Consider the following 19,411-nt stretch of genomic DNA (forward strand, 5'->3'; position numbering starts at 1 on the left):
GGTTAAGGGGAGGGGTTTCGTTATGTGTGGAGTTAGGTTCACACATAACGGTTCGGGGCCCACACATAGCGGCGCTAAATCGGTAACATAACATCAGCATCGCTCAGTCTGACCATTTACCGCCGGACCACATCCACGTAGCACATTGATTTTAAGTAGATGAAGTCAGCCGTTTTTATGGTGCCGCAGCAATCTCTATTTATTCAACAACACCGATCCTGTTATCAGGAGACAGGCAATAAAACAGAACCAGACACACAAGCTCAGTGTGTCGATACCTTTAATGCGTTAAGTTTCAGGAAAAGAGTATATTTTTCCCTATTTTTTTGTGACTAACATCACCATTTTAAATAATTTATCTATTTATCAATTAGTTAATTATGTCCATTATTTTTATATGGAGAATGTTTTTCTCCATATTTGCCTGATTAGAGGGAAAATAGGTAAGATTTTCTTCCCTGCCTAATATACATTTTAACTGTGGTTGAAGGACGCAAATCACTATGTTGATGATGAAATAGCCATCTATTTTCTGGCTATTAAACGAGGTTTTGGTTGGTGTTTTATTCGCCAGTTTTGCTGACCACATAAATATAATTTTACGATATTTTATGACTAATAATAGTTAGAGTGTACCCTATGAAAACCAGAACTAAAGATATTGCAACTCTGGCCGTTCACGCCGGAAATCAGTCCGATCCGGTAAATAACGCTATATTTACCCCAATTGTTACAGCTAGCTCATTTATACAACCTAATCTTAACGAAGGCGGTGATTTTTGTTATTCCCGTGTTTCTAATCCAACGAGAAAAGCCTATGAATCTGCTCTGGCAGAACTGGAAGGGGGCATTTATGCTACAGCCACGGCTTCGGGAATGGCTGCTACGAATATCGTGATGGAATTATTGCCTAAAGATGCCCATATTATTGCAATGAAAGGTGTCTATGGCGGAACCTGGCGGTTGTTTGAGAAGCTAAAAACTCACACCACCGGCGCAACTATTTCCTATATTGATCTTAATGATGAGCAAAGCCTGGTTAACAGTATTCAGGAAAATACGAACTTAATCTGGATTGAAACGCCAACTAATCCGTTGCTGGAACTGGTCGATATCGCGAAGGTCTGCCGTATTGCTAAAGAACACGCTATCACCACCTGTGTCGATAATACTTTTGCCAGCGCCTGGAACCATAAACCACTCGAAATGGGAGCGGATATAGTGATGCTCTCTACCAGTAAATATGTCGGCGGGCATTCAGATTTAATTGGCGGTGCGGTAATTACCAATAATGAAGCTTTAGCGTCCCGACTTGACTTTATTAAAACGACTATCGGTTCTATTGCCTCACCTTTTGATGCCTATCTTGCCTTGCGCGGTATGAAAACGCTTGATCTGCGCATGGAGCGCCAGTGCAGCAACGCGCATCGTGTTGCGGAATATCTGGAAAACCATCCGGCGATTGCCAGCGTCTATTATCCTGGCCTGCCATCGCATCCTCAGCATCAGTTGTGCAAGGCGCAAATGCGCTCAGGTGGTGCGGTGGTAACTGCGACGTTGAAGGGTGATATCCAGAGCCTTAAACGTTTTATCGGTGGGCTGCACTATTTTGTGCTGGCGGAGTCGTTGGGCGGGGTGGAAAGCATGATTAACCATTCGGCTTCCATGTCCCATGGTTCGATGTCAAAAGAAGAGCGGGAAGCCATCGGGGTTTATGACACTACGCTGCGTTTTTCCGTTGGCATTGAACATATCAATGATCTGCTACAGGACCTGGACATAGCCTTCGCCTCTATGGACATCACACAGGGTAACTATCATGCATGATTATGGAATCTGGACGATTATTACCCCGTTGGTCACCATTATTCTGGCGATCCTTACCCGCCAGGTGATCCTTTCGCTGCTCTCCGGCATTTTCGTCGGCTACACGGTGATTAACCACAGTATTATCCAGGGGGTTGGCGGTACCCTGAACGGAATCATCGAAACATTCGCTTCCGCCGGTAATACGCGAACGATTGTGTTTATGGTGATGATCGGCGGCATTATGCGGCTGATTGTGGTGACTGGCGGTGTGCGTAAACTGGTGCAGTTTCTCTCGGAGAAAAATGATTTTGTCACTAATAAAAAGTCAGTACAGCTGCTGGCAATGGTGGTGACATCGTTAATATTTATCGAGAGTTCAATAAATCAGCTGATCGCTGGTGCATCCACTAAAAATCTTGCCCGACGCTATAAAGTTTCGCCAGAAAAGATGTCCTACATTATCCAGACTTCCTGCGTTTCCGTCTGCTCATCAGTGATGATCAACGGCTGGGGGGCGGCGATGATGGGGGTTATCGGCGTACAGATTGCGCAGGGTTATCTGACCGGCGAACCTTTTGAGGTGCTGGCCAGTTCGATGGTCTGGAATATCATGGCCTGGTTCTCATTAGGTTCCGTTCTCTTTTACATCCTCTCTGGCTGCACTTGGGGACCGATGAAAAAGGCTGAAGTGAAGTTTGAAACTGCGCTGACGGAAATAGAACAAGAACATGGTGAAGACGATGCAGATCCGGTGATTGACCACCCGGCATGTAATTCATTGCTGAACTTCTTTATCCCGATTCTTTCCACAGTATTAATGGTTCCTGTTGTTCTGTATATCACCGGTGATGGGCAGTTCTCCAAAGGCAGCGGCTCGATGTCGGTCTATTCTGGCGTAATGTTCGGTACTGTGGTCTCATTCATCTGGTTCAAAGTGCGCGGCATTCTCAACGTTGAGAACTTTTTCAAAGAGCTGTATATCGGCTATGCCAGCATGGTTAAAATTAGCTCAATCATGATTCTGGCCTTCCTGATGGGGCATATTTCTGCGGAGCTGAATACCGGGCAGTATATTGCTTCTATAACCTCCGGTGTGATTCCGCCCGGCTTCTCCATTGGCTTTATCTTCCTGATTGCGGCGGTAATGTCTCTGGCAACAGGTACCTCATGGGGAACCTTTGCCATTATGATCCCGATTGGTGTTCAACTGGGTGTGTCATTAGGCATTGACCCGCACTTTATGATTGGTGCAGCTATTTCAGGATCAATTTTTGGCGATATGACTTCCCCCATCTCCAGCGATGCTATCGTCGCCTCAATGGCGACTAATTGTGACCATATTGAACATATTCGTACTCAGATGCCTTATGCCCTGGTGACCGGGGGACTTGCTCTCATTGTCTATTTAATTGTCGGTTTTACTCTTTAACCCAAACATTATTTAAGGATTGGCTATGACTGAGGTTATTACGACAGAAAATGCCCCACAAGCAATTGGCCCCTACATCCAGGGGGCGCGAACCGGTAATTTTATTTTTACTTCTGGCCAGTTGCCCATTAATCCGCAGACGGGAAGCATTCCTGAGTGCGCCGAAGGCCAAACCCGGCAGAGCCTGGAAAATATTCAGGCTATTATTGAGGCCGGAGGACTGACGGTCGGCAATATTTGTAAGATTAATATTTTTGTGAAAGATCTGAATGAGTTTGCCGCAATCAATAATGCTTATGCTGAGTTTTTCACCCTGCATAACGCTTCTTTCCCTGCGCGTTCTTGTGTGGAAGTCGCCCGGCTACCGAAAGATGTGAAAGTAGAAATTGAAGCCGTGGCCTGGCAAAGCTAATTCAATGTAAATACGACTCTACGGCGGCTCATCAGCCGCCGTTTTTATTTGAAGGGAAAGTTTATGTCTGTAAAAAACTATTTGCATAGCTTACCGCGCGTCGCGCTGGTAGGGGGTGTCACACCCGTTCAGCACCTGAAGCGCCTGTCGGAGTATTTACAGCGTGATATCTATATTAAACGCGATGATGTTTCGCATCTTGGTATGGGCGGTAATAAGCTCAGAAAGCTGGAGTTTCTGGCGGCAGACGCCCTCAGCAAAGGCTGCGATACGCTGGTGACCGCTGGGGCAATTCAATCCAACCACGTACGCCAGACTGCAGCAGTCGCCGCACATCTTGGGCTAAAATGCGTGGCGTTGTTGGAAAATCCGATTCAGACCGCAGAGCCAAACTATCTCTGTAATGGTAACCATCTGCTGTTTAGCCTGATGGGTTGCCAGATTGAAATGGTTGGTGAACTCAACGATCCGGACGCGCAGTTGCAGCAGTTTAGCGAACGGCTTTCGGCTACAGGTGCGAAACCCTATATTGTTCCCATCGGCGGCTCGAATGCGCTGGGTTCACTGGGCTACGTAGAGTGTGCGCTGGAGATAGCAGAACAGTGTGACCAGATGAACCTTAATGTGCAGTCCGTGGTGGTGCCTTCCGGCAGCGCGGGGACGCATGCCGGGCTGGCCGTAGGATTTGCGCATTGCCAGCTTGATGTGGAGGTCGTCGGCGTGACCGTTTCCCGTCTTGTTGGTGATCAGCTACCTAAAGTGGAGAAGCTACAGCGCGAACTATCCGCAATGCTGGGCATGCCGTCACTGTCGCCGCTGACGCTGTGGGACGACTACTTTGTACCGCGCTACGGCATGCCGAACACCGAAGGGATGCATGCGGTGGAACTGCTGGCGCGTCTGGAAGGCATTATGTTAGACCCGGTATACACCGGCAAGGCGATGGCAGGTCTGATTGATGGCGTGAAAAAATCGCGCTTCAACGGCAGCGGGCCAGTGATGTTTATCCATACCGGCGGCGCACCGGCGCTCTTTGCTTATTGTCCTCACGTCTGATTTACTGCTTTAAACGAGAATTCAAACCACTCCAGTGCCAGTGGGCCGGAGTGGTTTTTACGTGTCATGGTCAGGGAATATAAAACGGGGAGTCTGGGGGGATTTCTGCCGGGCGGCGACGGGCACCTTGCCCGGCCTGAAATCATTAGTGTCGCGCAAACAGTCTATAACGCTTGTGCGCCATAATTTCGATAATTTGTCGGTCGGTGTGCTGCATGGCCTGTCCGGCGATAGCACAAAGATTACGAATGGAGTTTTCCACATCGTGCTCGACAATCCCGTCGTTGCCGGAAACGACAGAATTATCCAGCGCCAGCAGAATTGCTTTCCAGGCAGAAGAGATACTGGTGGATACTTTCATTGAACAACTGCCAGAGGCACCGTCGCAAATTATGCCGCTGACGTCGCCAATCATGTTATTCACCGCCATAGCGATGTTTTCATAACTGCCGTCCATTAACCAGATAATCCCCGCTGCAGCGCCCATCCCGGCGGTTGTGGTGGCGCACAAAGCCGACAGTCGCGGAAGTTTACAGTGGATATAGATAGCCACCAAATGCGAGAGTGCCAGCGCACGGGCCAGTTGCTGCTGGCTGGCGTTAAGACGTTCAGCAACCACCACTACCGGCATGGTTGCCGTTATACCCTGATTGCCTGAACCAGAGTTGGTCATTGCCGGTAGCGTTGCGCCGCCCATTCGGGCATCAGACGCGGCGCTGGTCCGGTAGAGGATCTCGGTAAACATATCATCGGAAACCAGCCCCTTGTCGACCTGGCGCTTCAGCGTCGGGCCAATATGCAACCCCCACTCCTTTGCGAGACCTTTTTTTGAAAGGGCGTTGTTCATCGTTCCGGCGTCGAGCATAAAATCGAGCTCTTCCGGGGGAATATCACAAATGAAATCGTAGATATCACGCAGCGAGCTGCTGGCGACCCTGTCCAGCAGGTTAATAGTATCTTCGCTGGTATTGTTCTCTGGCTTGATAAACAGAGACTGCCCCATTTTTTCAATTGCCACCACGTTGGTGTGGTCGCCTACGATAGTTACCGTGGCGTGTTGATCCCCGGCGTAAACTTTGGCACGAACGAAGAGGATTTCATCACAGGGTTCCTGCAACGACACGCGCACAGCACCGACCTCCAACAGAGCTCTGGCGGCGTTAATCTCACGCTTAGTCGCTTTTTTGAGCACTTCGAGTTTAGCCTGCGGATCGCCTGCAATAGCGCCTAAGGCGGCTGCGATGGGCAGGCCGGTCATTCCCGTGCCCGGGATTGTCACACCCATACCGTTTTTCATTAAGTTTGGCGAAACCGCTGCTTCGATACGCACAATTGCGCCTGGCAGTTGCTGTGCCGCTACGGCGCAGGCGAGGGCAACCGATACGGGTTCGGTACAGCCTAAAGCGGGTTTGACTTCCTGTTTCAGAGCATTAATAAACGTGTTCCATTCAACACGGTTTTCCCGGTGTGACATGACTGAGCCTCTGGGTCGGTACAGAAAAATGTCCGTCGAGTTATTGAGTGTGCTCTCGACCTTGATTTGCGTCTGCAGCCCGAGTTTGTCAGAACGACGCAGTTCCGAACGACAGAAACGATAACAAGAATATTACCGCACCCGGAAGAGAAAAAAGTTGCATCTTTAGTTTGTGAATGTGCTTTGAGAGAGAAAGAAATTCTTTTTTTATGGCTTTTTAGAGTAGTGACGCAAATTTAATGTTGTTGTGTTTTTTTGTCTTCTGGGTGATTGATGGCAGGCATTGATGTAGTTCTCTCGTTGTTCTGAAACTCATGGTGTAATCCGAAACGGTCATTCCAGTTCAGGGCAGCTTTATCGCCGCACAAGAGACTTGATGCAGGTGGAATTCGATGGAGTTCGGTGGAAACGGAGGATTCGCGAGGTGCGTATTTTGGCGGGCGCAGAATGCAAAAACGGACCTCCGTGGAGGTCCGTTGATATGAATTTGGTGCCCGGACTCGGAATCGAACCAAGGACACGGGGATTTTCAATCCCCTGCTCTACCGACTGAGCTATCCGGGCAACGGGGCGCATTAAAACCGATTCGCCTCGCGGCGTCAACGAAATTTATTCAATTTGACGCAGACTGCACAATCTATCACCAGTTCGAATTAAAAGCACGCACCCTCAGGCGAAAAAGGCCGTCCAGGCCAGTGATATCGGCATTGCCAGCAGCAGGGCAGGCAGCATGTTCACCACCGCAAACATCTTAATTCCGCAGATGCGCAGGCCCGTTGCCAGCAGCAGCATCCCGCCAACGGCAGTAAAATCTGCCATCATCATCGGCGTCGTCAGCGGCATGATCAACGAGGCGCAGGCCGCCAGCGACAGCTGAATGAGCAGCATCGGCACGCTAATCGCGGAAACCGCAAACCCAAGGGTGCAGGCGAAAATCGTGGCGGTGAAAAAGTCGAGAAAGGCCTTAGCGATCAGTATGCTGGCATCGCCGGTCATGCCCTCGCGCATGGCACCAAAAATCCCCGTGCCGCTGGCGCAAAACAGCACGATAATGGCGACGTAGCTCTGAATAAACGACGTATTCACCGGGGCCTTTGTTTTGCCTTTCGGCGTGAGCCATTGCTGGAGCTTACTCACCAGGTTATTGACGCCTTTTTCCATGTTACAGGCTTCGCCAAGCAGCGTTCCCACCAGCGTTGATAGCACCATCACCGGCAGGTTGGCGCACTTGATCACCAGCAGAATACCAATGCCCAACGAGGCCAGACCAAAAATAGAGGTCATCGACGTGCGGATCCGCTCCGGCAGTCTCTGGCTCAATAGCGCACCCAGAATACCGCCCAAAAGGACCGCGCCGGCGTTAATAAAAGGTCCTGTAACCACTGTGAAGCTCCTGTTCATTGTCCCTGATCACCGCGTTATTATGACCTGAAAGTGCGGTAAAGGCCTGCGAATATGCCAGCAGATTGCATACAGATTTCATCTTGCGCGGGTATGTCAAAGGTGACATTATTGCGCGAATTTTCTTCTCTTCAACCATGAGGCCGCTGGGATGCTAACACCGTCTGTATATCGCCACTGCCGCAGCGCACAGGTGCATCAGCTGCCTCATCTTGCTACGCTATCTTCTGATGACCTGCCACCCATGCGGTGACGGCAGCGCATGCTCACTGCAGGACAACAGTAAGAGCGGACCCGGTCTGTTTTTACTGATGTCGGGCGGTCGGAGCTGGGATCCAGTCAGACCCTGACAGTTCGTTGGGCAAGGCATTAACGCCTTGCCTGAAGCCTTTTACTCTCCCGAAACGGGTATTCGCGCTAATGAAATCCATGCACATTGCCGCCAGCCACGCGCTGGTTTCTCATCTCTCCACCCACCGCAGCGTGGTGGCGCTGGACAGTACTGATTTTACCGATGTGGCGGCAGTCGTCATTACCGAAGCGGACAGCCGCAGCGGCATCCTCACGCTGCTTAATCGCAGCGGTTTTAATCTGCCCGTCTATCTGCTGAGCGATGCCAGCCCGGCAAAGCCACAGGGCGTGACCGCAGTCATCACCGGTAAAGAACAGGAGTGGCTCGAGCTGGAAGCCTCCGCCTGCAGCTACGAAGAACGTCTGCTGCCGCCGTTTTTCGACACCCTGACCCAGTATGTTGAAATGGATAACAGCACCTTCGCCTGCCCGGGACATCAGCACGGTGCTTTCTTTAAAAAGCACCCGGCAGGCCGTCAGTTCTTTGATTTCTTCGGCGAAAATGTGTTTCGTGCCGATATGTGCAACGCCGATGTTAAGCTCGGCGACCTGCTGATCCACGAAGGATCGGCCAAGCACGCACAGAAGTTCGCGGCGAAGGTCTTCAACGCCGACAAAACCTATTTTGTCCTCAACGGCACCTCGGCGGCGAATAAAGTGGTGAGCAACGCTCTGCTGACGCGCGGCGACCTGGTGCTGTTTGACCGCAACAACCATAAATCCAACCACCATGGTGCGCTGATTCAGGCCGGGGCAACGCCGGTCTATCTCGAAGCCTCGCGCAATCCGTTTGGCTTTATCGGCGGCATCGACGACCACTGCTTTGACGAAAGCTACCTGCGTAAGTTGATTCAGGAAGTGGCGCCGGAGAAAGCCGATGCGCCGCGTCCGTTCCGCCTGGCGGTGATCCAACTGGGCACCTACGACGGCACGGTCTACAACGCGCGTCAGGTGGTCGATAAAATCGGCAGCCTCTGTGATTACATCCTGTTTGACTCCGCATGGGTAGGCTACGAGCAGTTTATCCCGATGATGGCGGACTGCTCGCCGCTGCTGCTCGATCTGCATGAAAACGATCCGGGCATTTTCGTCACGCAGTCGGTGCATAAGCAGCAGGCCGGGTTCTCGCAAACCTCGCAGATCCACAAAAAAGACAACCACCTGCGTGGTCAGGCGCGGTTTTGCCCGCACAAGCGGCTGAATAACGCCTTTATGCTGCACGCCTCGACCAGTCCGTTTTACCCACTCTTTGCGGCGCTGGATGTTAACGCCAAAATCCACGAAGGGGAGAGCGGCCGTCGTCTGTGGGCGGAGTGCGTGGCGCTGGGGATTGAAGCGCGTAAAGCGATTATCGCCCAATGCAAAATGATCCAACCGTTTGTGCCGCCGCAGGTGGCAGGACGCCCGTGGCAGGACTATCCCACCGAAGAGATCGCGGCTGAACGTCATTTCTTCAGCTTTGAGCCGGGCGCCCGCTGGCACGGTTTTGAAGGCTACGCCCAGGATCAGTACTTCGTCGACCCTTGCAAACTGCTGCTGACCACGCCGGGCATCGATGCTGAAAGCGGCGAATATACCGACTTTGGGATCCCGGCGACGATTCTGGCGCACTATCTGCGTGAGAACGGTATCGTGCCGGAGAAGTGCGATCTCAACTCGATTCTGTTCCTGCTCACCCCCGCCGAGAGCACCGAAAAACTGGCTCAACTGGTGGCGATGCTGGCGCAGTTCGAGCAGCATATCGAAGCTGACACCCCGCTGGCCGACGTACTGCCGACCATCTATAACAAATACCCGGTTCGCTATCGCGACTATACCCTCCGTGAGCTGTGTCAGGAGATGCACGACTTGTACGTCAGCTTTGAGGTGAAAGACCTGCAAAAAGAGATGTTCCGCAAACAGAGCTTCCCGCGCGTGGTGATGAACCCGCAGGATGCAAACCGCGAGTTTATCCGCGGTAACGTTGAGCTGGTGCGTTTGAGCGAGGCCGAAGGCCGCGTTGCTGCTGAAGGGGCGCTACCGTACCCGCCGGGCGTGCTGTGCGTAGTGCCGGGGGAAGTCTGGGGCGGCGCGGTGCTGCGCTACTTCCTGGCGCTGGAAGAGGGCGTCAATATGCTGCCCGGTTTCTCGCCTGAATTGCAGGGGGTCTACAGTGAAACGGATCCTGATGGCATCAAGCGGCTGTATGGTTATGTGCTGAAGGCTTAAAAAAACGCCCCGTCGGGAAGGCGGGGCGCTGCATATTGTTGCTTTCTGGTATCGCTACCCGCTGGTGTATTAATGCGCGGTGGTAGCCTGTGCGCCTGCCGGTACGCGTACGTGTTTGTACTTAAACAGGGCGATAAAGGCGATAGCCAGCACCAGTGAGTATGCCGCAAAGATCAGCCATACCGGCTGCCAGTCGGTGATACCGTTGGTGGTATACATCTCCACCACTTTCCCGCTCACTACGCCGCCGAGGATGCAGCCGAAGCCGTTGGTCATCATCAGGAACATCCCCTGGGCGCTGGCGCGGATTTCCGGGCGCACCTCTTTCTCGACAAACACCGAACCAGAAATGTTGAAGAAGTCGAAGGCGCAGCCGTAGACAATCATCGACAGCACCAGCAGCACGGTACCGAACGGCGTCGGGTCGCCATAGGCAAACAGACCGAAGCGCAGCATCCAGGCGAAGATACTGATGATCATCACATTCTTGATACCGTAGCGGCTCAGGAAGAACGGGATGGTCAGAATGAACAGGGTTTCCGAGATCTGCGAGATCGACATCATCACCGACGCGTGCTCAACGATAAAGCTGCCGGAGAACAACGGGTTGTTATCGAAGCTGTGCAGGAAGGTGTTCCCGAACATGTTGGTGATTTGCAGCTCAGCGCCTAACAGCATCGAAAAGATAAAGAAGATCGCCATGCGCTTGTTTTTGAACAGGGCAAACGCGTCCAGGCCCAGCATGGTGCTCCAGCTCTGGTTTTTCTGCTGATTCGAGACCGGGATATGCGGCAGCGTCAGGGTGAACAGCGCAAGGACAATGGAGAGCGCTGCGCCGATATACAGCTGCATATGGCTCAGTTCAAAGCCGGCAAAGCTCACGCCCCACATGGCGATGATAAAGCCGATGGTGCCCCAGATACGGATCGGCGGGAAATCGGTCACGATATCCAGACCGGCGGATTTCAACCGGTAGTAGGAGATGGTGTTGATTAAGCCCAGCGTTGGCATATAGGCCAGCGAGTTAAGCAGGATGACAAAGAACATTTCTCCTGGCGTGGTGACCTGGGCCGCCATAAACAGCGTACCGGCTCCCACCAGGTGACACAGCGCATACACCCACTTTGCGCTGACCCATTTATCCGCCACGATCCCCAGCAGCGTCGGCATCAGAACCGCCGCAATACCGAGCGAACTATACACGGCACCGATAGACGCGCCATCGAACTTGAGCGTCACAAACATATAGGAGCCGAGTGTTGTCAGCCAACTACCCCACAGGCAGAACTGCAGAAACGACAAAATTTTAAGCTGCAGCTTAAGGTTCATGTTATTTTCCTCACAAAATGGCGGGGTTCTTGTTTTGTTGATTACATACAGGGTTGCTGTTTGATGCGATTCTATCAGCCCCGGTGGTTATGTTTTGTTACCTTCCGCAAAAAAATGCAATCCACATTAGCTTGCAGATTAAATTGTGATGCAAATAACATTTTCGTATGAAGTGCAGGCGAGGGCGATGGAATACCCGGCCCTTTCTGGTCGCGAAAGGGCGGGTGGGGAGGACGTTTATTTCCGGCGGTAGGACTTCTGCGCGGTATTTACCTTATACAGGTAACGGCGTGATTCTGCGGACGGATGGCGGTTGGTGATGGTGGAGTAAACATCACCCGGCGTCATGCTGTTAATGATGTTAGCGGCCTGAACCTTGTCGCTGGAGAAGATGCGCAGCACGCTGCCCGCTCCCCCGTTATAGGCGGTGATCACCGCATAGCGCCGCGAGGTCGGGTTATCGATGCCTGACAGATAGACGTTATTCAGCATCGCCAGATAGGCGGTGCCGGTATCGATGTTATTTGCCGGGTCGAACAGGTAGCTGCGGCTTGGCAGCCCCGATTTGCCCTGCGAACGATAGACGTCTTTCCCGGCGCTGTGCTGAACGACCTGCATCAGGCCCAGCGCATCAGCATGGCTGACGGCATACGGGTTAAAGGACGATTCCGTCTGCATAATCGCCAGAATCAGCGACTCATCCACGCCATATTTCCGCGCCGACTGACGAACGTAGCCGATGTACTTATGCGCACGTTTGTCGAGGTGGTTGGGCACCAGATTGATGGTAATGCTGTAGATGATGCGCAGGCCGTTGCTGCGACTTTTCAGCCGCGTCTGCAGCAGATAGTCGGCATAGCGCGAGGCGCGCCACTCCCAGCGGATCGGATCGCCGTGGTTATCGACCACCTGGCCGTACAGGAACGGCTCTTTCGAGATCTGAATATCGTCGGCGTCGGAGTAGAGATCGATGGAACCCGGATCGTCGCCCATCAACAAGGTCTTTATGATCGTCTGGCGTAAACGGCCGGTCGGATCGGTACCTGCGATGGTCTCGACGGTAATGGTCCCCTCATCAAAGTTGATGTGGCTACGGGTCTGATACTGATCGGTGTATTTGACGTAGTCCTTCGGCCCGGCGAGCAGGACTTCTTTATAACCCCAAATATTTTCAATGTTATGGGCAAACTGCCCCATCAGAATATCGAAGCCGTTGGTGTCCTTGACCCAGGCTTCGTTATACCCGGTGCCCTTTTTATTAGAGCTGGAACACGAAACGAGCAAAGGCGCGATGAGCGCTAGCGCTAAATATTTTTTCATCATTCCGGGAATGTGCGTTGTGTTTGTTGTGCTTAAGGGTCATCTGACGACGACTATTTTTCTGGCGGCGTGTAGCCTTCAATGTGCACATCTTTCCCTTCAAACAGGAACTTGATCATCTCTTGTTCCAGCAGCTTGCGGTGTTCCACGTTCATCATGTTGAGCTTCTGCTCGTTGATTAACATGGTCTGCTTGTGCTGCCACTGCGCCCAGGCTTCTTTAGAAATCTCGTTATAGATACGTTTGCCTAACTCGCCCGGATACAGCTGGAAATCCTGGCCATCAGCTTCACGCTGCAGGAAAGTACAAAAAATCGTTCTGCTCATTAGTGATCCTCTTTGTTCGCCAGAAAGCTATGCCAGTGCCCCGGCTTTCAGTTGTTGCAACAGGCGCTCGACGGGAGCGGCCAGTCCGACCGACGGTGGCTGCGCTAAGTTATACCAGAGTGCGTTGCCTTCATCCATGCATGACCCGGATGAATCTACCTGAAGCCACATCGGGACGATATCCAGATGAAAGTGGCTGAAAGTATGGCGGAACGCGGTCATCTGCGTCAGATTATCGGCCTTAATTTGCCGCTGAGCCAGCCATTCACGCAGTGCGGACTCCTCCTCAAACTGAGGAAAGCAGAATAATCCGCCCCATAATCCCACTGGCGGACGCTGGGCGAGAAACACCTCATTACCGTGCTGCATCAGCAGCAAATAGCCGGTACGTTCCGGAATAATCTGTTTCGGTTTTTTGCCTGGATATTGCGCCCAGGAATGGTTTGCATAGGCGATGCAGCCATTATGCAGCGGGCAAATTTCGCATTTGGGCTTCGACCGGGTGCAGACAATCGCCCCGAGATCCATCATCGCCTGGTTAAAACGCTCGACCCCATTGGCCGGCGTGACCTCTTCGCTTATCTGCCACAGACGCTTCTCCACCTCTTTTTTCCCCGGCCAGCCACTAACCGCGTAGCAGCGTGCCAGTACCCGCTTGACGTTGCCATCGAGAATGGGGAAATGCTGGCCGAGAGAAAGCGATAAAATAGCGCCCGCCGTCGAGCGTCCGACGCCGGGCAGCGCGGCCACTTCGTCGAAGGTCTGCGGGAATTCACCGCCGTGCTGGTTGGCCACCTGCTGCGCGGCCTTATGTAAGTTACGTGCGCGGGCGTAATAACCCAGCCCGGTCCACAGGTGCAGGACTTCATCCAGCGGCGCCGCAGCCAGGTCGGTCACCGTCGGGAAGCGCGCCATAAAGCGTTCAAAATAAGGGATAACCGTTGTGACCTGGGTTTGTTGCAACATCACTTCGGAGAGCCATACTTTGTAAGGCGTTTTGCCGATTTGCCACGGCAGGGTTTTACGGCCGTATTTGTCGTACCAGTCCAACACCTGGGTTGAAAATTGCGCGGCGAGAAAAGTCAAAGGTACAGCTCCGGAATCGCGAGAACAGGGTGGCAGATTGCAGCATAAGGGCGACAGGCTGTAAACCCTTGCATCCGTCGGGTAACTTTGGATAATGCCCGTTTTCCGAACACTTTCACAAGCAGACTTAACTTTTATGAAAAACGACGTCATATCTCCGGAATTCGATGAAAACGGCCGCCCGCTGCGCCGCATTCGTAGCTTCGTCCGCCGCCAGGGGCGCCTGACAAAAGGGCAACAGCACGCGTTGGATAATATTTGGCCGGTGATGGGCGTTGAATTCAACGAAGCGCCACTCGACTTCTCCGCGCTGTTTGGCCGCGAAGCGCCGGTGACCCTGGAAATCGGTTTCGGCATGGGCGCCTCGCTGGTGGCGATGGCGAAGGCCAAACCCGAGCAGAATTTCCTCGGCATTGAAGTCCACTCGCCTGGCGTCGGGGCATGTCTGGCCTCCGCAGAAGAAGAGGGCGTCCAGAACCTGCGCGTCATGTGTCACGATGCGGTGGAAGTGCTGCATACCATGATCCCGGATAACTCCCTGAATATGGTGCAGCTGTTTTTCCCTGACCCGTGGCATAAAGCGCGTCATAATAAACGCCGTATCGTCCAGGCACCGTTTGCTGAGCTGGTAAAAAGTAAGCTGAAGCTGGGCGGCGTCTTCCATATGGCGACCGACTGGGAAGCCTATGCAGAGCACATGCTGGAAGTGATGTCATCGCTCGATGGCTATCGTAACCAGTCGGAAAGCAACGATTACGTACCGCGCCCGGAATCGCGCCCGGTAACCAAATTTGAACAGCGTGGTCATCGTCTTGGCCACGGCGTATGGGACTTAATGTTCGAGAGGGTAAAATAATGGCAAAAAATCGTAGCCGTCGTCTGCGTAAAAAAATGCATATCGATGAGTTTCAGGAGATCGGTTTTTCCGTTGCATGGCGTTTCCCGGAAGGGAGCACTGAAGATCATATCGACCAGACCGTGAACGATCTGATCGATGAAGTGATCGAGCCGAACAAGCTGGCGTTTGACGGCAGCGGCTATCTCTCCTGGGAAGGTCTGATTTGCATGCAGGAAATCGGCAAGTGCACGGAAGAACATCAGGCTCTCGTGCGCAAGTGGCTGGAAGATCGCCAGCTCGCCGATGTACGCACCAGCGAACTTTTTGACGTCTGGTGGGACTAAGTTTGACAAGGGTCGGCAATTGCCGACCCGTTTTGTCTTAAGGGAGCTTTATGATGCGCAAAACGCTGTTGGCGGTGGCATTGTCCGTTACCGCTCTGTCCGCGCATGCGGACTACCAGTGTAGCGTCACGCCGCGTGACGATGTGATCCTCAGTCCGCAAAAAGTACAGGTTAAAGGAGAGAACGGCGATCTGGTGATAATGCCGGACGGCAACCTCACCTGGAACGGAAAGTCGTATACCCTGACTGCGGCCCAGCGCGAGCAGGCACAGGATTATCAGGCCGGTTTGCGCAGCAGCCTGCCGTGGATTGATGAAGGCGCGCGCACCAGGGTCGAAAAAGGGCGTCAGGCGCTGGATAAAATCATCACCGAACAGGTGGGCGCCAGCAGCAGCATGCATGGCCGCCTGACCAAGCTCGACGCGCAGCTTAAAACCCAGATGAACCGGGTTATCGAACATCGCAGCGACGGTCTGACCTTCCACTATAAAGCGATCGATCAGGTGCGGGCCGACGGCCAGCAGCTGGTGAACCAGGCGATGGGCGGCATCCTGCAGGACAGCATTAACGAGATGGGCGCCAAAGCGGTGCTGAAAGGCGGCGGCAACCCGTTACAGGGGATCCTCGGCAGTCTCGGCGGCCTGCAAACGGCGATTCAGGAAGAGTGGAAAAATCAGGAAGCGGATTTCCAGAAGTTTGGTAAAGACGTGTGCAGCCGGGTGGTCTCCCTGGAAGACAGCCGCAAGGCGCTGGTGAGCACTCTGAAGTAACGCCTTTCGCGGTGTGCCACGGCCTGTGCCGGGACACACCGCATTCAGTTCACTCAGGCACGCCCGTGGGAAACACGAGAGCGGCGGGCCAGAGAGTCAATAATCACCGCAATCGCCAGTACGCAGCCGGTAATGATGTAGCGCAGCGACGACGGCAGATTCAACAGCGTCAGACCATTCGAAATTGCCTGAATCACGATGATCCCCAGCAGCGCGGACCAGGCGCTACCGCGTCCGCCGAACAGACTGGTGCCGCCGATGACCGCGGCGGCAATCGCGTTCAGGTTCACATCGCCGGTCCCGGCCTGCTGGCTGGCGGAGGCGAGGCGAGACGCCGCCAGAATACCGCCGAAGGTCGCCAGGGTGGTACAGAGCATAAAGGCGCTGACGTAGATGGTCCGCACGTTGATCCCCGAGCGGCGAGCAGCCTCGCGGTTACCGCCGACGGCAAACATCGAACGCCCCCACTGGGTACGCTTGAGCGCATAGTTGAGTACCATCACAAATGCCACGAACAGGCCGAAGATCCACGGTACACCGCGCCCGAGGTTTAGATAGAACACGGCGGCTTCAAAAATCACCGTTAACACAATGGCGCGCAGCAGCAGCGAGCCGACAGCTTCCGCCGAGAGGTTCGCCGCCAGCCGACGGGTCCGCGTTTTGAGGCCAAAAACCACCATCGCCAGCCCGGGCAGCAGCGCCATCAGATGAGAGAACCAGCCGGGCATCACCATCAATTGGCCGAAACGCACCAGCGGCGAGGCGTAGGGCAGGTTGATACTGCCGCTGGGGCCGAGAATATACAGCTGCAGCCCGAGCAGCGCCAGCAGGCCGGCGAGCGTCGCCACGAAGCTCGGCATCCCGACTCGGGTGTACAGCAGGGCGTAAATCAGGCCGACGCCCAGGCCGCACAACAGCGCGACGGCGATGGCGGCGGCTACCGGCCAGCCGGCATTCACCCACAGTACACCGACTATCGCCGAGGCGAGTCCGCTCATGGAGCCGACGGAGAGATCGATCTCTCCGAGCATCAACACGCAGACGATACCCAGCGAAATAAAGCCCACGGTGGCGCAGTCAAACAGCAGGTTGACGAGGTTATTGGGGGCGATAAACACCGGGTTGAGCCAGGTGAAAACCAATGAGATCACGATCAGGCCGGCGATGACCGGGGCGGTGCCGAGATCGCCGGTCCTGATGCGATTGATTTGCGCACGCACCACGCCGAACAGGCCATCGTTGTGCCGGACGCGCTCATCGCTACGATCCAGAGCAGGGCGAGATTCTATCTTGCTGTTCATAACGTTAACTCACTTCAGTAGAACGTAACTGTGATTTCCGTTCGACACGGCGTGACACGGCATTCTCGGTCGCACCGGTAATCGCCGCCACCAGATCCTGGTTTGACGCATCGGGAGTGAAAATGCCTTTGTTGCGCCCCAGCCGCAGAACCACAATCCGGTCGGCCACCGCGCGTACGTCTTCCATGTTGTGGCTGATAATAATGACCCCGAGCCCACGCTCGCGAACGCGCTCAATCAGGTTCAGCACCTCCGCGGTCTGCGCGACGCCAAGCGCAGCGGTGGGTTCATCGAGCATGATGATTTTGGGGTTCATCAGCAGCGAACGCGCAATCGCCACGGTCTGGCGTTGGCCACCGGAGAGCGAAGCGATCGGCTCGCGCACCGACGGGATCCTGGCCGCCAGCTCCTGCAGCAGGGTCCACGCCCGAACCTCCATCGCAACTTCATCCAGCTGGAAAGGCGCGATCTCGTGGCCTAAAAACAGGTTGGCCACCACATCGAGATTTTCGCACAGCGCTAAATCCTGAAAGACCGTGGCAATGCCGTATTCCAGCGCTTTGCCGGGGCTGTCGAGGGTGATGATGTTGCCGTCGAATTCAATGGTCCCGGCGGTGGGCTGGTGTACGCCGGCGAGGATTTTCACCAGCGTTGATTTACCCGCACCGTTATCGCCGACCAGCGCGACCACTTCCCCGGCGTGGACTTCCAGCTCGATATCGGTCAATGCGCTGACCGCACCGAAGTGTTTCGAGACCTGACTCAGTTTTAAAATGGGTTGCCTGGTGCTGGCGACATGGTCTGGTTTTGGTGTGTGTTCGTGCAACTGTGCTTGCAACATAAAAGAGACCTCAATCATGGCGATACTACGCCCGCCGCTGAAGACGGGCGCAGGGACATCACTGCTTCTCGATACCTAATTTCTGGCAGGCGGCGGCATAGTCGCCGCTGCAAACCTGAGCGTAGGTCTGGATCTTTTTATCGAAGATTTCCGCTTTGATATTTTTGGCGGTGATCACCGCCGGGGTAAACAGCTGCGAAGGCGTGTTGTACAGCGTGGTGCTCGCCTGCGGTTTCTTGCCCTGAATGAGTTCCACGGCTACTTTTGCCGCAGCGGCGGCAACGATTTCTGACGGTTTGGAAATGGTGTTGTATTGGTCACCGGCGATGATGAGCTGCAGTGCGGCGATGGTGGCGTCGTTTCCGGTGACCGGCGGGACGGGCTGAACGCCGGCGGCTTTGAAGGCGGCAATCGCACCGCCGCCGGTGCCGTCATTGGCAGCGACCACGCCTTTAATCTTGTCGCCAAAGCGGGTTATCTGCCCGGCGGCCCACTCCTGCGCTTTCGGCGGCGCCCACTCCGGCGTATCAAACTCCGCCAGCGTAGCGTAGCCCGACTCTTTCAGACCACGGTGAATACCATCGCGGATCAGCCCCGCGGCGGCATCGGTCGGCGAGCCGTTAATCTGCAGAACTCCGGCCCCTTTTGGCACGCCGCTCTCTTTCAGATGGTTAACCAGCGACTGGGAAATAGCGTAGCCGATACCTTCGTTATCAAAAGAGACGTAAAAATCCGCCGGTTTACCGGGGATTGGGCGGTCATAGGCGATCACTTTCACATCCTGCGCCTGGGCATTTTCCACCAGCGCGGCGGCGGCAGAAGAGTCCACCGGGTCGAGTACGATAATCTTCGCCCCCTGGGCAATGACCGAGTTGAACTGCTGCTGTTGCAGCGTCGCGCTGGCGTTGGCATTTTGATAAATAACCTTACAGTCCGCGCACAGCTTGCTCATTTCGGCTTTGAAGCCCGGAAAATCATGCTGCTCATATCGTGTGGAGGCCTGATCGGGCATTAAAAAGGCCACGGTCGCGGATTCTGCCGCCTGTGCCGAGGCGGCCAGGCTGCCGGAGATTGTTGCGAGTGCGATAAAAATATTACGGTAATTCATTGTATTAC

General features: G+C 54.0%; 17 protein-coding genes and 1 tRNA gene. 8 read left to right on the forward strand and 10 right to left on the reverse strand.

Going from position 1 to position 19,411, the window contains the following annotated elements; genetic code table 11:
* Positions 1 to 639: 639 nt before the first annotated feature.
* The 4 genes from ACMYSN_RS18700 (at position 640) to ACMYSN_RS18715 (ending at position 4,706) form a co-directional block, all read left to right on the forward strand.
* Positions 640 to 1,827, forward strand: coding sequence for a trans-sulfuration enzyme family protein (locus ACMYSN_RS18700; RefSeq protein WP_462495755.1), 1,188 nt, complete (start codon positions 640 to 642; stop codon positions 1,825 to 1,827).
* On the forward strand, positions 1,820 to 3,238 hold the full coding sequence (locus ACMYSN_RS18705; RefSeq protein WP_462495756.1) for a Na+/H+ antiporter NhaC family protein: 1,419 nt from the start codon (positions 1,820 to 1,822) through the stop codon (positions 3,236 to 3,238). Before ACMYSN_RS18700 ends, ACMYSN_RS18705 begins: the two co-directional genes overlap by 8 nt.
* A gap of 25 nt (positions 3,239 to 3,263) precedes the next feature.
* The gene (locus tag ACMYSN_RS18710; protein ID WP_462495757.1) at positions 3,264 to 3,650 is read left to right on the forward strand and encodes a RidA family protein; all 387 of its coding nucleotides are present in this window, start codon (positions 3,264 to 3,266) and stop codon (positions 3,648 to 3,650) included.
* Between the two features lie 63 nt (positions 3,651 to 3,713).
* Positions 3,714 to 4,706 (forward strand): D-cysteine desulfhydrase family protein, encoded by a 993-nt coding sequence (locus tag ACMYSN_RS18715; protein ID WP_462495758.1) that lies wholly within the window; start codon positions 3,714 to 3,716, stop codon positions 4,704 to 4,706.
* 145 nt (positions 4,707 to 4,851) lie between these two features.
* Here the strand turns inward: ACMYSN_RS18715 and ACMYSN_RS18720 are convergent, their stop codons facing one another.
* The 3 genes from ACMYSN_RS18720 to ACMYSN_RS18730 all read right to left on the reverse strand — a co-directional run bounded on the left by ACMYSN_RS18720 (position 4,852) and on the right by ACMYSN_RS18730 (position 7,563).
* Positions 4,852 to 6,180 carry an L-cysteine desulfidase family protein gene (locus ACMYSN_RS18720; protein WP_462495759.1) on the reverse strand — a complete coding sequence of 443 codons (1,329 nt, stop codon included), beginning with the start codon at positions 6,178 to 6,180 and terminating at the stop codon, positions 4,852 to 4,854.
* Between the two features lie 488 nt (positions 6,181 to 6,668).
* A tRNA-Phe gene (locus ACMYSN_RS18725) sits at positions 6,669 to 6,744 on the reverse strand.
* A 105-nt stretch (positions 6,745 to 6,849) separates the two neighbouring features.
* Positions 6,850 to 7,563, reverse strand: a complete 714-nt coding sequence (locus ACMYSN_RS18730) for a DUF554 domain-containing protein (protein ID WP_462495760.1) — start codon at positions 7,561 to 7,563, stop codon at positions 6,850 to 6,852.
* 438 nt (positions 7,564 to 8,001) lie between these two features.
* Here ACMYSN_RS18730 and ACMYSN_RS18735 point away from each other — a divergent pair, with 438 nt between their 5' ends.
* Positions 8,002 to 10,140: an ornithine decarboxylase gene (locus ACMYSN_RS18735; protein ID WP_462495761.1), complete on the forward strand. Its 2,139-nt coding sequence runs from the start codon at positions 8,002 to 8,004 to the stop codon at positions 10,138 to 10,140.
* A gap of 69 nt (positions 10,141 to 10,209) precedes the next feature.
* Here the strand turns inward: ACMYSN_RS18735 and ACMYSN_RS18740 are convergent, their stop codons facing one another.
* The 4 genes from ACMYSN_RS18740 to mutY form a co-directional block, all read right to left on the reverse strand.
* Positions 10,210 to 11,469, reverse strand: coding sequence for a nucleoside permease (locus ACMYSN_RS18740; protein ID WP_462495762.1), 1,260 nt, complete (start codon positions 11,467 to 11,469; stop codon positions 10,210 to 10,212).
* A gap of 237 nt (positions 11,470 to 11,706) precedes the next feature.
* Positions 11,707 to 12,792: a membrane-bound lytic murein transglycosylase C gene (gene mltC / locus ACMYSN_RS18745; RefSeq protein WP_462495763.1), complete on the reverse strand. Its 1,086-nt coding sequence runs from the start codon at positions 12,790 to 12,792 to the stop codon at positions 11,707 to 11,709.
* A gap of 50 nt (positions 12,793 to 12,842) precedes the next feature.
* Positions 12,843 to 13,115 carry an oxidative damage protection protein gene (locus tag ACMYSN_RS18750; protein ID WP_123756494.1) on the reverse strand — a complete coding sequence of 91 codons (273 nt, stop codon included), beginning with the start codon at positions 13,113 to 13,115 and terminating at the stop codon, positions 12,843 to 12,845.
* Positions 13,116 to 13,142: 27 nt separating this feature from the next.
* The gene (gene mutY / locus ACMYSN_RS18755; RefSeq protein ID WP_462495764.1) at positions 13,143 to 14,201 is read right to left on the reverse strand and encodes an A/G-specific adenine glycosylase; all 1,059 of its coding nucleotides are present in this window, start codon (positions 14,199 to 14,201) and stop codon (positions 13,143 to 13,145) included.
* Positions 14,202 to 14,337: 136 nt separating this feature from the next.
* Here mutY and trmB point away from each other — a divergent pair, with 136 nt between their 5' ends.
* From trmB to ACMYSN_RS18770, 3 genes are read left to right on the forward strand one after another with little or no spacing between them, the layout of a single operon-like run.
* Positions 14,338 to 15,057, forward strand: a complete 720-nt coding sequence (gene trmB / locus ACMYSN_RS18760; protein WP_123756496.1) for a tRNA (guanosine(46)-N7)-methyltransferase TrmB — start codon at positions 14,338 to 14,340, stop codon at positions 15,055 to 15,057.
* Positions 15,057 to 15,383, forward strand: coding sequence for a YggL family protein (locus ACMYSN_RS18765; protein ID WP_123756497.1), 327 nt, complete (start codon positions 15,057 to 15,059; stop codon positions 15,381 to 15,383). Before trmB ends, ACMYSN_RS18765 begins: the two co-directional genes overlap by 1 nt.
* A 50-nt stretch (positions 15,384 to 15,433) precedes the next feature.
* On the forward strand, positions 15,434 to 16,153 hold the full coding sequence (locus ACMYSN_RS18770; RefSeq protein ID WP_123756498.1) for a YggN family protein: 720 nt from the start codon (positions 15,434 to 15,436) through the stop codon (positions 16,151 to 16,153).
* A 53-nt stretch (positions 16,154 to 16,206) separates the two neighbouring features.
* Here the strand turns inward: ACMYSN_RS18770 and ACMYSN_RS18775 are convergent, their stop codons facing one another.
* From ACMYSN_RS18775 to ACMYSN_RS18785, 3 genes are read right to left on the reverse strand one after another with little or no spacing between them, the layout of a single operon-like run.
* Entirely contained in the window at positions 16,207 to 17,454 is a 1,248-nt protein-coding gene (locus ACMYSN_RS18775) for a sugar ABC transporter permease (RefSeq protein WP_462495765.1), read from the reverse strand.
* Between the two features lie 4 nt (positions 17,455 to 17,458).
* On the reverse strand, positions 17,459 to 18,295 hold the full coding sequence (locus tag ACMYSN_RS18780; protein ID WP_462495766.1) for a sugar ABC transporter ATP-binding protein: 837 nt from the start codon (positions 18,293 to 18,295) through the stop codon (positions 17,459 to 17,461).
* A gap of 58 nt (positions 18,296 to 18,353) precedes the next feature.
* Positions 18,354 to 19,403: an ABC transporter substrate-binding protein gene (locus tag ACMYSN_RS18785; protein ID WP_434583101.1), complete on the reverse strand. Its 1,050-nt coding sequence runs from the start codon at positions 19,401 to 19,403 to the stop codon at positions 18,354 to 18,356.
* Positions 19,404 to 19,411: the final 8 nt, after the last annotated feature.

Source organism: Klebsiella sp. R445 (assembly GCF_051131755.1).
In the GTDB taxonomy this organism is placed as follows: domain Bacteria; phylum Pseudomonadota; class Gammaproteobacteria; order Enterobacterales; family Enterobacteriaceae; genus Klebsiella; species Klebsiella lignicola.

Coding starts and splice junctions, on each gene's coding strand:
- ACMYSN_RS18700 (WP_462495755.1), top strand. CDS start 640: ATGAAAACCAGAACTAAAGATATTGCAACTCTGGCCGTTCACGCCGGA.
- ACMYSN_RS18705 (WP_462495756.1), top strand. CDS start 1,820: ATGCATGATTATGGAATCTGGACGATTATTACCCCGTTGGTCACCATT.
- ACMYSN_RS18710 (WP_462495757.1), top strand. CDS start 3,264: ATGACTGAGGTTATTACGACAGAAAATGCCCCACAAGCAATTGGCCCC.
- ACMYSN_RS18715 (WP_462495758.1), top strand. CDS start 3,714: ATGTCTGTAAAAAACTATTTGCATAGCTTACCGCGCGTCGCGCTGGTA.
- ACMYSN_RS18720 (WP_462495759.1), bottom strand. CDS start 6,180: ATGTCACACCGGGAAAACCGTGTTGAATGGAACACGTTTATTAATGCT.
- ACMYSN_RS18735 (WP_462495761.1), top strand. CDS start 8,002: ATGAAATCCATGCACATTGCCGCCAGCCACGCGCTGGTTTCTCATCTC.
- ACMYSN_RS18740 (WP_462495762.1), bottom strand. CDS start 11,469: ATGAACCTTAAGCTGCAGCTTAAAATTTTGTCGTTTCTGCAGTTCTGC.
- mltC (WP_462495763.1), bottom strand. CDS start 12,792: ATGATGAAAAAATATTTAGCGCTAGCGCTCATCGCGCCTTTGCTCGTT.
- ACMYSN_RS18750 (WP_123756494.1), bottom strand. CDS start 13,115: ATGAGCAGAACGATTTTTTGTACTTTCCTGCAGCGTGAAGCTGATGGC.
- trmB (WP_123756496.1), top strand. CDS start 14,338: ATGAAAAACGACGTCATATCTCCGGAATTCGATGAAAACGGCCGCCCG.
- ACMYSN_RS18765 (WP_123756497.1), top strand. CDS start 15,057: ATGGCAAAAAATCGTAGCCGTCGTCTGCGTAAAAAAATGCATATCGAT.
- ACMYSN_RS18770 (WP_123756498.1), top strand. CDS start 15,434: ATGATGCGCAAAACGCTGTTGGCGGTGGCATTGTCCGTTACCGCTCTG.
- ACMYSN_RS18775 (WP_462495765.1), bottom strand. CDS start 17,454: ATGAACAGCAAGATAGAATCTCGCCCTGCTCTGGATCGTAGCGATGAG.
- ACMYSN_RS18780 (WP_462495766.1), bottom strand. CDS start 18,295: ATGTTGCAAGCACAGTTGCACGAACACACACCAAAACCAGACCATGTC.
- ACMYSN_RS18785 (WP_434583101.1), bottom strand. CDS start 19,403: ATGAATTACCGTAATATTTTTATCGCACTCGCAACAATCTCCGGCAGC.